General features: G+C 70.8%; 13 protein-coding genes. 3 read left to right on the plus strand and 10 right to left on the minus strand.

What is annotated here, in order from left to right:
* Nucleotides 1–148: 148 nt before the first annotated feature.
* The 5 genes from ACZ5CZ_RS31540 to ACZ5CZ_RS31560 all read right to left on the minus strand — a co-directional run bounded on the left by ACZ5CZ_RS31540 (nt 149) and on the right by ACZ5CZ_RS31560 (nt 4,677).
* Nucleotides 149–1,447 carry a DUF6986 family protein gene (locus ACZ5CZ_RS31540; protein WP_468947748.1) on the minus strand — a complete coding sequence of 433 codons (1,299 nt, stop codon included), beginning with the start codon at nt 1,445–1,447 and terminating at the stop codon, nt 149–151.
* 163 nt (nt 1,448–1,610) lie between these two features.
* Nucleotides 1,611–2,573: an electron transfer flavoprotein subunit alpha/FixB family protein gene (locus ACZ5CZ_RS31545; RefSeq protein WP_450786659.1), complete on the minus strand. Its 963-nt coding sequence runs from the start codon at nt 2,571–2,573 to the stop codon at nt 1,611–1,613.
* Nucleotides 2,574–2,626: 53 nt separating this feature from the next.
* A complete protein-coding gene (locus ACZ5CZ_RS31550) occupies nt 2,627–3,415 on the minus strand; it encodes an electron transfer flavoprotein subunit beta/FixA family protein (protein ID WP_385842383.1) in 789 nt (262 codons plus the stop codon).
* A gap of 217 nt (nt 3,416–3,632) precedes the next feature.
* The gene (locus ACZ5CZ_RS31555; RefSeq protein WP_450786662.1) at nt 3,633–4,142 is read right to left on the minus strand and encodes a flavin reductase family protein; all 510 of its coding nucleotides are present in this window, start codon (nt 4,140–4,142) and stop codon (nt 3,633–3,635) included.
* Between the two features lie 208 nt (nt 4,143–4,350).
* Nucleotides 4,351–4,677, minus strand: coding sequence for a TlpA family protein disulfide reductase (locus ACZ5CZ_RS31560; protein WP_468947751.1), 327 nt, complete (start codon nt 4,675–4,677; stop codon nt 4,351–4,353).
* Nucleotides 4,678–4,910: 233 nt separating this feature from the next.
* On the opposite strand from ACZ5CZ_RS31560, the gene ACZ5CZ_RS31565 reads away from it, so the two are divergent.
* Nucleotides 4,911–5,639, plus strand: coding sequence for a lysophospholipid acyltransferase family protein (locus ACZ5CZ_RS31565; protein WP_385842380.1), 729 nt, complete (start codon nt 4,911–4,913; stop codon nt 5,637–5,639).
* Between the two features lie 67 nt (nt 5,640–5,706).
* Here ACZ5CZ_RS31565 and ACZ5CZ_RS31570 read toward each other — a convergent pair whose 3' ends face one another.
* From ACZ5CZ_RS31570 to ACZ5CZ_RS31585, 4 genes are all read right to left on the minus strand, one after another.
* Nucleotides 5,707–6,300, minus strand: coding sequence for a transglutaminase-like domain-containing protein (locus tag ACZ5CZ_RS31570; RefSeq protein WP_468947753.1), 594 nt, complete (start codon nt 6,298–6,300; stop codon nt 5,707–5,709).
* A gap of 90 nt (nt 6,301–6,390) precedes the next feature.
* Nucleotides 6,391–7,461, minus strand: coding sequence for a threonine aldolase family protein (locus ACZ5CZ_RS31575; RefSeq protein ID WP_385842378.1), 1,071 nt, complete (start codon nt 7,459–7,461; stop codon nt 6,391–6,393).
* Entirely contained in the window at nt 7,458–8,207 is a 750-nt protein-coding gene (locus ACZ5CZ_RS31580; RefSeq protein ID WP_385842478.1) for an SDR family NAD(P)-dependent oxidoreductase, read from the minus strand. The genes ACZ5CZ_RS31575 and ACZ5CZ_RS31580 overlap by 4 nt, the downstream gene beginning before the upstream one ends.
* A 41-nt stretch (nt 8,208–8,248) precedes the next feature.
* Nucleotides 8,249–9,646: a DUF6421 family protein gene (locus ACZ5CZ_RS31585; protein WP_385842377.1), complete on the minus strand. Its 1,398-nt coding sequence runs from the start codon at nt 9,644–9,646 to the stop codon at nt 8,249–8,251.
* A 350-nt stretch (nt 9,647–9,996) separates the two neighbouring features.
* Between ACZ5CZ_RS31585 and ACZ5CZ_RS31590 the strand changes: the two genes are divergently transcribed.
* Nucleotides 9,997–10,680: a glycerophosphodiester phosphodiesterase gene (locus ACZ5CZ_RS31590; protein WP_385842376.1), complete on the plus strand. Its 684-nt coding sequence runs from the start codon at nt 9,997–9,999 to the stop codon at nt 10,678–10,680.
* Between the two features lie 16 nt (nt 10,681–10,696).
* Here ACZ5CZ_RS31590 and ACZ5CZ_RS31595 read toward each other — a convergent pair whose 3' ends face one another.
* Nucleotides 10,697–11,236, minus strand: a complete 540-nt coding sequence (locus tag ACZ5CZ_RS31595) for a GNAT family N-acetyltransferase (protein WP_468947755.1) — start codon at nt 11,234–11,236, stop codon at nt 10,697–10,699.
* 70 nt (nt 11,237–11,306) lie between these two features.
* Between ACZ5CZ_RS31595 and ACZ5CZ_RS31600 the strand changes: the two genes are divergently transcribed.
* Nucleotides 11,307–11,699: a VOC family protein gene (locus ACZ5CZ_RS31600; RefSeq protein ID WP_450786674.1), complete on the plus strand. Its 393-nt coding sequence runs from the start codon at nt 11,307–11,309 to the stop codon at nt 11,697–11,699.
* Nucleotides 11,700–11,822: the final 123 nt, after the last annotated feature.

Consider the following 11,822-nt stretch of genomic DNA (forward strand, 5'->3'; position numbering starts at 1 on the left):
CCCAAGCTCTCGACTCCTCCCCCACTCTCGGCTCCGCTCGAGCGGGGGGACCCCCATGAGCAGGGGGCACCCCCATGACCCCGCTCGGGTCGGCCAGAATGGCGCCGGCGCGGCAGCCGACCTGATCCGAAAGACAGGCCCTGGAGGCCTACTTCGCGGAGGCCGTCAGGTCGCCGCGGCGGGGGGCCGCGAAGCCTTCCAGGTCGGCGCGGGTCAGGCCGGTGAGGCGGGCGACCTCGGCGATGTCCAGGGCGCCGCAGTCCAGGCCGCGCAGCAGGTAGCCGCTGAGCGCCTTGGCGGTGGCGGGCTCGTCCATGACGTCGCCGCCCGCGTGGTTGGCGTAAAGGGCGAGCCGGGCGGCGGCCTGCTCGAAGCCCTCCCGGTAGAAGGCGAACACGGCCGCGTAGCGAGTGGGGATGTGGCCGGGGTGCATGTCCCAGCCCTGGTAGTAGGCGCGGCCGAGGGCGCGGCGGGTGAGGCCGTAGTGCAGCCGCCAGGCGTCGTGGACCTTCTCCGTCGGGCCGACCGGGAGGACGTTGGTGGAGCCGTCGGAGACCCGGACGCCGGTGCCCGCGGCGGCCACCTGCATGATCGCCTTGGCGTGGTCGGCGGCCGGGTGGTCGCTGGCCTGGTAGGCGGCGGAGACGCCGAGGCAGGCGCTGTAGTCGAAGGTGCCGTAGTGCAGTCCGGTGGCGCGGCCCTCGGCGGCCTGGATCATCCGGGCGACGGTGGCGGTGCCGTCGGTGGCGAGGATGGACTGGCTGGTCTCGATCTGGATCTCGAAGCCGATCCGGCCGGCGTCCAGGCCGTGCGCCTTCTCGAAGGCCTCCAGCAGCCGGACGAAGGCGCTCACCTGCTCGGGGTAGGTCACCTTGGGCAGGGTCAGCACCAGGCCCTCGGGCAGGCCGCCGGCCGCCATCAGCCCGGTGAGGAAGACGTCCAGGGTGCGGATGCCCCGGTCGCGTACCGCGGCCTCCATGCACTTCATGCGGATGCCCATGTACGGCGCCGCCGTGCCGTTCCGGAAGGCCTCGGCGATCAGGCGGGCCGCGCGGGCGGCGGCCGCGTCCTCCTCGGCGTCGGGGCGGGGGCCGTAGCCGTCCTCGAAGTCGACGCGCAGGTCTTCGATCGGCTCGCGCTCCAGCTTGGCGCGGACGCGGGAGTAGACCGGCTCGGCGAGGTCGTCGGCGAGGCCGAGGACCGCGGCGAAGGAGGCGGCGTCGGGGGCGTGTTCGTCGAGCAGGGCGAGGGCCTGGTCGCCCCAGGTGCGGAGGGTGTCGGCGGCGAAGGCGTCACCGGGTACGTAGACGGTGTGCACGGGCTGCCGGGTGCCGGGGTCCCCGGGGTAGCGGCGCTCCAGCTCCGCGTCGACCGGTGCCAGGGAGGCGCTGATCTCCTCGCTGACGGCGCCCGCGAGGCTCGTCGCCACCTTCTCCTGCTGACCCATCCCAGACCCTCCAATTTTCCGCTGTACGGAATCGATAATCCGCACAATGAAGCTATCCGGCCGGGTTCCCGCTGGTCAACACCCACCGGCGCGTCTTCAGGATGCACGAAAGGCCCCCGTGACCAGCGCGGTCACAGGGGCCTTCGGTCAGCCGTGGGAAGGCTCAGCCCTTGCGGGCCTTGATCTCCTCGGTCAGCTGCGGGACGACGTCGAACAGGTCGCCGACGACGCCGTAGTCGACCAGCTCGAAGATCGGGGCCTCGGCGTCCTTGTTGACGGCCACGATGGTCTTCGAGGTCTGCATGCCGGCGCGGTGCTGGATCGCGCCGGAGATGCCGTTGGCGATGTACAGCTGCGGCGAGACCGACTTACCGGTCTGGCCGACCTGGTTGGTGTGCGGGTACCAGCCGGCGTCGACGGCGGCACGCGAGGCACCGACGGCCGCACCGAGGGAGTCGGCGAGCGCCTCGATGATCGAGAAGTTCTCGGCGCCGTTGACACCACGGCCACCGGAGACCACGATCGCGGCCTCGGTCAGCTCCGGGCGGCCCGTCGACTCACGCGGCGTACGGCCGGTGATCTTGGTGCCGGTGGCCTTCTCGGAGAAGGACACGGACAGGGCCTCGACCGCACCGGCGGCCGGGGCGGCCTCCACGGCGGCCGAGTTCGGCTTGACCGTGATGACCGGGGTGCCCTTGACGACCCGGGACTTGGTGGTGAAGGACGCGGCGAACACCGACTGGGTGGCCACCGGGCCCTCGTCGCCGGCCTCGAGGTCGATGGCGTCGGTGATGATGCCGGAGCCGATGCGCAGCGCCAGACGGGCGGCGATCTCCTTGCCCTCCGCGGAGGACGGGACCAGCACGGCGGCCGGGGAGACGGCCTCGTAGGCGGCCTGGAGGGCGTCCACCTTCGGCACGACCAGGTACTCGGCGTACTCGGACGCGTCGTGGGTGAGGACCTTCACCGCGCCGTGCTCGGCGAGCGCGGCGGCGGTGTCGGCGGCGCCGTTGCCGAGCGCGACGGCGACGGGCTCGCCGATGCGGCGGGCCAGCGTCAGCAGCTCCAGGGTGGGCTTGCGGACGGCACCGTCCACGTGGTCGACGTAGACGAGGACTTCAGCCATGGGATTGCTCTCCTGCGTAACGAAGTTGAGGGGCGGTCAGCGGGGGCGAGCCCTTAGATGAACTTCTGGCTCGCGAGGAACTCAGCGAGCTGCTTGCCGCCCTCGCCCTCGTCCTTGACGATGGTGCCTGCCGTGCGCGCCGGGCGCTCGTTCGCGGCGTCGACCACGGTGAACGCACCCTCCAGGCCGACCTCCTCGGCCTCGATGTCCAGGTCGGACAGGTCCCAGGACTCCACCGGCTTCTTCTTGGCCGCCATGATGCCCTTGAAGGAGGGGTAGCGGGCCTCGCCGGACTGGTCCGTGACGGACACGATCGCCGGGAGGGAGGCCTCGAGCTGCTCGGAGGCCGCGTCGCCGTCGCGACGGCCCTTGACCACGCCGTCCTCGACCGAGACCTCGGACAGCAGGGTGACCTGCGGGACGCCCAGACGCTCGGCGACCAGCGCCGGTACGACGCCCATGGTGCCGTCGGTGGAGGCCATACCGGAGACGACCAGGTCGAAACCGGCCTTCTCGATCGCCTTGGCCAGCACCAGGGAGGTGCCGATGGCGTCCGTGCCGTGCAGGTCGTCGTCCTCGACGTGGATGGCCTTGTCGGCACCCATCGACAGGGCCTTGCGGAGCGCGTCCTTGGCGTCCTCCGGACCGACCGTGAGAACGGTGATCTCGGCGTCGTCGTCCGCGTTCTCCTTGATCTGCAGCGCCTGCTCGACCGCGTACTCGTCCAGCTCGGAGAGCAGACCGTCCACGTCGTCGCGGTCGACGGTCAGGTCATCGGCGAAGTGCCGGTCGCCAGTGGCGTCGGGCACGTACTTCACAGTGACAACGATCCTCAAGCTCACGCCGGCTCTCCTACTGCATCGTCATTTCCTGGCTGCCTCTTGCAGGCAGCATAGGCGCCTGAAGCGGCCGATCCCGGTCGGGGCGTCGGCGCGCTCCGACCGAAATATTACTCGTCAGTACACCCAGTTCCTGCCCGCTAAGCAAGCGCTTTGAACTGTGACCTTCGCAACGCAGCGTAACCGGAACTGGACGGCCGTGCAGGCGGGGAGGGCGTGATCAATCCCGCAGACCGTTGAAGCGCCCCTGGTGGTAGAGGAGCGGGCGGCCGGAGCCGGAGGGGTCGCCGAGGACGACCTCGGCCAGCACGATGCGGTGATCACCGGCGGGCACCCGGCCGACGATCCGGCAGACCAGCCAGGCCAGCACGTCGTCGAGCAGGGGAACGCCCTCCGGGCCCTCGCGCCAGGCGGTGGGCGCGCCGAAGCGGTCGGCGCCGCTGCGGGCGAAGGTGGTGGCCAGCTCGGTCTGGTGCTCGCCGAGCAGATGGATGCCGACGTGGTCCGTCTCGGCTATCGCGGGCCAGCTGGACGCGCCCGTGCCGATACCGAAGGAGATCATCGGCGGTTCGGCGGAGACCGAGGTGAGGGAGGTGGCGGTGAAGCCGACCGGGCCGGAGGCGCCGCGCGCCGTGATCACCGCGACACCGGCGGCGTGCCGGCGGAAGGTGGAGCGCAGCAGGTCGGGGGAGGCGAGCTGGTGGGTGCCGAGATCGGGCGTGGCCGTCATGGAGTTGTCCTTCTGCCGGGCGGGACGAGCGGGGCGGTGGCTGCTCAACGCCCCGGACAGCAGGCGCTCGCGGTGCGGGCGAGGTCGACGTGGGCCCGTCCGTGGAGAAGGAGATCGATCGGCATACGGTCAGGCTGACGATAGCCGGTGTGCGCCGTCAAGTGCGGCCTGCGAACTGGGAGATCCCTCACGGTGATCCGAAACCCCCTCAGACCGCCTCACCCAGGGCCGCGATGACGTCGGCCTTGCGGGGCTGTCCGGCGGCGCGCCGCACCTCCCGGCCCGCCGCGTCGAGCACCAGCACGGTGGGCGTCTTGAGGATGCGCAGGGCGCGTACGAGGTCCAGGCGGGCCTCCGCGTCGATCTCCACGTGGGTCACGCCAGGCACCATCGCGGCCACCTCGCCGAGGATGCGCCGGGTGGCCCGGCAGGGCGCGCAGAAGGCGCTGGAGAACTGGACCAGGGTGGCCCGCTCACCGAGTTCGCCGCCCAGTTCGGCCGCCTCCAGCCGCCTCACGTCGTCCCGCCCACGCACCTTCGACCTCCGGTTCCGCCGCCTCTGCGCATCGACACCAGCGTAAAGGGGACTTAAAGATACGAGGTGGGATGTAGGCCGACGTGACGAGGATCTCGCCACTCCGGGGCGCCAGGACTGGCTGTCCGTCCGTTCTTCGGGCACGATCTGCGAGACGCCGTAAACCTACGGCTGCGTAACTTTCCCGCCGGGAGCCCCTTTCCCGAGCAGAGCAGAAAGGGCCTGTCCCACCTATGGCAGAGCTGGTCTACCGTCCCGTCGTCGGTTTCGCCAAGACGATGTTCAAGGTCTGGGACCTCAAGATCGACTGCCAGGGCTCGGAGAACATCCCACGGTCCGGCGGTGCCGTCCTGGTGAGCAACCACATCAGCTACCTGGACTTCATCTTCAACGGTCTGGCCGCGCTGCCGCAGAAGCGCCTGGTGCGTTTCATGGCCAAGGAGTCGGTCTTCCGGCACAAGGTCTCCGGGCCGCTGATGCGCGGCATGAAGCACATCCCGGTGGACCGCAAGCAGGGCGAGGAGGCGTACGCGCACGCCCTGGACTCGCTGCGCTCCGGCGAGGTGATCGGGGTGTTCCCGGAGGCCACCATCTCGCAGTCCTTCACCCTGAAGAGCTTCAAGTCGGGTGCGGCGCGGCTCGCGCAGGAGGCGGGTGTGCCGCTGGTCCCGATGGCGGTGTGGGGCACCCAGCGGCTGTGGACCAAGGGTCAGCCGCGCAACTTCAAGCGCAGCCACCTGCCTGTCACCATCCGCGTCGGCGAGCCCGTCGAGGCGCCCCGCGACCAGTACGCCGGCGCCATCACCCGGCGGCTGCGCGAGCGCGTCCAGGAGCTGCTGGAGGCCGCGCAGCGCGCCTACCCGGGCCGCCCGAAGGACTCCGGCGACTCCTGGTGGCTCCCCGCGCACCTCGGCGGCACGGCGCCGACGGCGGACCAGCTGCGCGCGGCCGAGGCGCACTGACGCGCACGCCGCCCCCGCGACCCCTGCGGCGCGAGCGCCCGGGCGACGGCCCGCCCCAGGTGAGGCATCAGAGGGTGGCGGGGAGCGTCTCCCACAAATGAGCCCGGTCCGGGGCAGCTTTGAGTACGTCGAGGACCGCCGGATGCGGGGCGGCAAACAGCCCCGGACAGTCCCGCTCACCGCGCGCGGGATCGGCGGTCCAGGCCAGCCGCTCGCCGTCCAGGGAGAAGCGCGCGTCCACACCCCGCTTGTTGCCGCGCGGGTCCTGCCGGTGCCAGGCGCCGTGGAAGCGCACCGCGACCAGGCCGTGCAGGGCGTGGCCGCTGCCGTCGTCGTGCATCAGCCGCTGGTAGCACAGCGCCGTGGGGATGTCCTCCGCCCGCAGCAGGGCCGTCAGCGCGTGCGCCTTGGCGTAGCAGATGCCGGTGCGCTGCTCCAGGACGTCGGAGGCGCGCCAGGTGACGCGCGGATCGCCGGCGTCGGCGGAGTGCGGGATGGTGTCCCGGACGAATTCAAAGGCGGCCTGCGCATAGGCATACGAATCCGCGGCCCCCTGGGCGAGACGGGCGGCCGTCTCCCGCACCACCGGATGCTGGTGGTCGATGGCCTCGTCGGCGGCCAGATATGCGGACAGGTCGGCAGTGTTCTGGATCAGCTCCATGCCCGCAGAGCATAGAAATGCGATCACCCGCCAGTCAATGACTTTTCAGGTGACCGCATACCTATGCGCCGAAGCCCTATGCACTCTGTTCTAGCGCGCCATCTCTTCCTTGAGCGCCGCCACGAACGCGTCGACGTCCTCTTCCCTGGTGTCGAAGGAGCACATCCAGCGCACCACGCCGGCGGCCTCGTCCCAGAAGTAGAACCGGAACCGCTTTTGCAGGCGCTCGCTCACGTCGTGCGGGAGCCGGGCGAAGACGCCGTTGGCCTGCACCGGGTAGAGGATCTCCACGCCGTGGACCGCACGGACGCCCTCGGCGAGCCGCTGCGCCATCTCGTTGGCGTGCCGGGCGTTGCGCAGCCACAGGTCCTTGGCGAGCAGCGCCTCCAGCTGCACCGACACGAAGCGCATCTTGGACGCCAGCTGCATGGACAGCTTGCGCAGATGCTTCATCCGGCGCACCGCGTCCGGGTTGAGGACCACGACGGCCTCCCCGAACAGGGCGCCGTTCTTGGTACCGCCGAGCGACAGGATGTCGACGCCGACCGCGTTGGTGAACGTGCGCATGGGCACGTTCAGGGAGGCGGCGGCGTTGGCGATACGGGAGCCGTCCAGGTGCACCTTCATGCCGTGCGCATGGGCGTGCTCGCAGATCGCGCGGATCTCCTCGGGCGTGTAGAGCGTGCCCAGCTCCGTGCTCTGGGTGATCGACACCACCTGGGGCATGGCGCGGTGCTCGTCCTCCCAGCCCCAGGCCTGCCGGTCGATCAGCTCGGGCGTGAGCTTGCCGTCGGGCGTGGGCACGGTGAGCAGCTTCAGGCCGCCCATCCGCTCGGGGGCGCCGCCCTCGTCCACGTTGATGTGCGCGCTCTCCGCGCAGATCACCGCGCCCCAGCGGTCGGTGACCGCCTGGAGCGCGACCACGTTCGCGCCGGTGCCGTTGAAGACCGGGAAGGCCTCGGCGGAGGCGCCGAAGTGGCTGCGGATGATCTTCTGGAGGTGCTCCGTGTAGTCGTCGTCCCCGTAGGCCACCTGGTGACCGCCGTTCGCCAGGGCTATGGCGGCCAGGATCTCCGGGTGGGCGCCGGCGTAGTTGTCACTGGCGAAACCGCGGACCTCGGGGTCGTGATGACGACGCGCGTCGGTCTTGGGAGGGTTCACGGCTTCTCGGTCAGCCACAGACGGTTTCCGTTCACTTCTGCGGCGGGCTTGCTCCAGACGCCCTCGATGGCCTCGGCCAGCTCCTTGACGTCCGTGAAGCCCGCGAACTTCGCGTTGGGGCGTTCGGCGCGCATGGCGTCGTGCACCAGTGCCTTCACCACCAGGATGGCAGCCGCCGACCGCGGGCCCTCCTCGCCCCCGGCCTTGCGGAGGCCGTCGGCCATGGCGAGCGTCCAGGCCTCGGCGGCGGCCTTGGCCGCGGAGTAGGCCGCGTTGCCCGCGGTGGGCTTCGACGCGCCGGCGGCGCTGATCAGCACATAGCGGCCCCGGTCGCTGCGCTGGAGGGGCTCGTAGAAGGCCAGGGAGGTGTGCTGCACGGTACGGACGAGCAGCTTCTCCAGCAGGTCCCAGTCCTCCAGGCTGGAGTCGGCGAAGGCCGCGCCGCCGCGCCAGCCGCCGACCAGGTGGACCAGGCCGTCCACATGGCCGTGCTCCTTCTCGATGCGCGCGGCCCACTCCCGGGTCGAGCCGAGGTCGAGCAGGTCGACCGTCTCACCGGTGACCGTGGCACCACCGCGCGCATAGCGGGCCGCGTCCACGGCCTCCGCCAGGCGCTCGGGGTTGTTGTCCGAGCCGACGACCGTCGCACCGGCCTCGGCGAGCCGGATCAGCGCCGCCCGCCCCGCGGGCCCGCCCGCACCGGCCACCGCGATCACCGCACCGCTGAGAGCCCCGTTCCCCGCCATCTTCTTCCCCTTCAGAGCAAGCGTGTTCTGGACGCGGTCGCTCACGCGGCGATCCGCTCGGCACTGTCGGCCGTGATGCCCTTGGTGGAGGCGATCACGTTCTTCAGCTTCTTGGACAGGGCCTCATAGAACATGCTCAGCGGAAACTCGTCCGGCAGCACGTCGTCCACCAGCTTGCGCGGCGGCTGGGTCAGGTCCAGGGCGTCGGGCCCCTTGGCCCACGTGGAGCCGGGGTGCGGGGCGAGGTAGGTGGAGACCAGCTCGTAGCCGGCGAACCAGTGCACCAGCTTCGGGCGGTCGATGCCGTCCTTGTAGAGCTTCTCGATCTCGGCGCACAGCTGGTTGGTGACCTGCGGGGCGCGCTCCCAGTCGATGGAGAGCTTGTTGTCGGTCCAGCGCAGGACCTCGTGCTTGTGCAGGTACGCGAAGAGCAGCTGACCGCCGAGGCCGTCGTAGTTGCGGTTGCGGTCGCCGGTGACCGGGAAGCGGAACATCCGGTCGAAGAGCACCGCGTACTGCACGTCACGGGCCTGCGGGACACCGTCCGCCTGGAGCTTCACGGCCTCCTTGAAGGCGGTGAGGTCGCAGCGCAGCTCCTCCAGGCCGTACATCCAGTACGGCTGGCGCTGCTTGATCATGAACGGGTCGAACGGCAGGTCGCCGTGGCTGTGGGTGCGGTCGTGGACCATGTCCCAGAGCACGAAGGCCTCTTCGCAGCGCTTCTGGTCGTGGACCATCGCGGCGATGTCCTCGGGCAGCTCCAGGCCCAGCAGGTCGACGGCGGCCTCGGTGACCCGGCGGAAGCGCGCGGCCTCGCGGTCACAGAAGATGCCACCCCAGGAGAAACGTTCCGGCGCCTCGCGGACGGCGATGGTCTCCGGGAAGAGGACGGCCGAGTTGGTGTCGTAGCCGGAGGTGAAGTCCTCGAACGTGATGCCGCAGAAGAGCGGGTTGTCGTAGCGGGTGCGCTCCAGCTCGGCCAGCCACTCCGGCCAGACCATGCGCAGCACGACCGCCTCGAGGTTGCGGTCCGGGTTGCCGTTCTGCGTGTACATCGGGAAGACGACCAGGTGCTGAAGGCCGTCCGCGCGCTGGGCGGCGGGCTGGAAGGCCAGCAGGGAGTCCAGGAAGTCCGGCACCTCGAAGCCGCCCTCGGCCCACCGGCGCAGGTCCTTCACCAGCGCCGCGTGGTACGCGGCGTCGTGCGGGAGCAGCGGGGAGAGCTGCTCGACCGCGTCCATGACCCGGTGCACGGCCGCCTCCGCGTCCGCCTTCGCCGGGGCACCCTCGGCGTCGAAGTCGATCGACCCGTCCTTCGACTGCCATGGCCGAATCTGCTCCACGGCATCCTTGAGCTGGGGCCAGGCCGGGTGCTCAACAACCCTGGTCAGCGGAGAAAGCCGCCCCTCCGCACTCGCCTGCACAAGAATTTCCGTCATGTCCCATCCTCCACGGGAGAACCTCGCGTATGGACACCGTATGCATACCCCGTTTCACTCATCAAGAGCTTGACCAGGAAATTTTTCTGCGGAGACCGTCGATCACGGATGTTTTTGCGGTCTGAAACCGTGACGACGGTCACTTCCGTCGGTGCGGGCGAGGGCGCGAGAGGGTCCGAGCCGGCCCGTGGCGGCGGGAGCGACGCGCCCGCCACAGGGTCACGGCCCAGTCGGAAACCGGCCAGTCGACGCGCGCCGGGCGCCCGCCCGCGCGCATACGGGGTCTTCGCATCCCCGGCGGTTAGGCTGCGAGCGTCGCCGAGCCGCTGTCGACGGAAGCGAGTCGAGCCTTGAACTTCCTCACCATCGGTCACCGCGGGGTCATGGGCGTCGAGCCCGAGAACACCCTTCGTTCCTTCGTCGCCGCGCAGCAGGCCGGCCTGGACCTGATCGAACTCGATCTGCATCTGAGCAAGGACGGCGCGCTCGTCGTCATGCACGACGCCGAGGTGGACCGGACGACGGACGGCACCGGGCCGATCGCCGAGAAGACCCTCGCCGAACTGCGCGCCCTGGACGCGGGGCGCGGGGAGCAGGTGCCGGTGTTCGAGGAGGTGCTCGACGCGGTGAGCCTGCCGGTGCAGGCCGAGATCAAGGATGTGGCGGCGGCCCGCGCGCTGGCCGAGGTGCTGCACGCGCGGGACCTGGTGGGGCGGGTGGAGGTGTCCTCGTTCCACGACGCGGCGGTCGCCGAGATCGCCCGGCTGGTACCGGGCGTGCGTACGGCCCTGGTCGCCGGCCGGTACGGCACGGACGTGGTGGAGCGCGCGGTGGCGGTGGGCGCGGCGACCCTGTGCCTGAACATCCGCCGGATCACCCTGGAGATCGTCGAGCACGCCCGCGCGTCCGGGTTGCGGATCTTCGGCTGGGTGGTCAACACCCAGGAACACCTGCGGCTGGTCCGCGCGCTGGAGCTGGACGGCGCGACCACCGACTATCCCGACATCAAGCGCACCGGCCGCTTCACGGCCTGACGCGCGCCGCCGGTGCTCAGCCCAGCTGCTTGACCAGCAGCTCGAACCGGAGGTCGTCGCGCTGCGGGATGCCGAAGCGCTCGTCGCCGTACGGGAACGGCGTCATCCGTCCCGTACGGCGGTAGCCGCGGCGCTCGTACCAGGCGATGAGGTCCTCGCGCACCGAGATGACCGTCATGTGCATCTCCGTGGCCCCCCAGGTCGCGGCGGCCCGGCGCTCGGCCTCCGCTATGACGGTCTTGCCGAGTCCCGCGCCCTGGAGTTCCGGGCTGACCGCGAACATGCCGAAGTAGGCGTGCGCGCCGCGGTGTTCGAGCTGGCAGCAGGCGACGATCCGGCCGTCCTGCTCGACCGTCAGCAACCGGCTGTCGGGCGACTTGATGATCTCCAGCACGCCTTCGGGGTCGGTCCGCTGCCCCTCCAGGATGTCCGCCTCGGTGGTCCACCCGGCCCGGCTGGCGTCCCCGCGGTAGGCCGACTCGACCAGCGCGACGAGGGCGTCGACGTCGGCGTCCGTGGCGTCCCGGAAGATGAGTCCGGTGGCGGCGGTGTCCATGGGGCGTTCTCCGATCTCGGGCGTGGCTCGGGCTGGTCCGAGGGTAACCCTGCCACTAGGCTCCGCCTGCATGGTGCACGTTCTCAGCAGCCGGACGCTTCTGCGGCCCACCGACCCCGAACGTTCCCGTGCCTTCTACGGCGGACAGCTCGGCCTCTCCGTCTACCGGGAGTTCGGCGAGGGCTCCGAGCGCGGCACGGTCTACTTCCTCGGTGGCGGCTTCCTGGAGGTCTCCGGCCGCTCCGACACCCCGCCCTCCCCCGCCGTACGGCTCTGGCTCCAGGTGGCGGACGCCTCGGCCGCGGCCGAGGAACTGCGGGCCAAGGGCGTGGAGATCGTACGGCCGCCGGTCCGGGAGCCCTGGGGCCTGATCGAGATGTGGATCGCCGACCCGGACGGCGTCCCGATCGTCCTGGTGGAGATCCCGGCGGACCATCCCCTGCGGTACCGCCCGGGGATCTAGCCCGCGGCCGTCGCTGCCCGGGGGGCCGGGCGATATCCCCGCCGGGGCGTGGCCGGGCTTCCCCTCATGCCCGACGTACGACCGGTCCCGGCGGGTGCTGGAGGTCGGCTGCGACCCCGCCGG

It is taken from the genome of Streptomyces sp. NPDC031418, assembly GCF_055581605.1.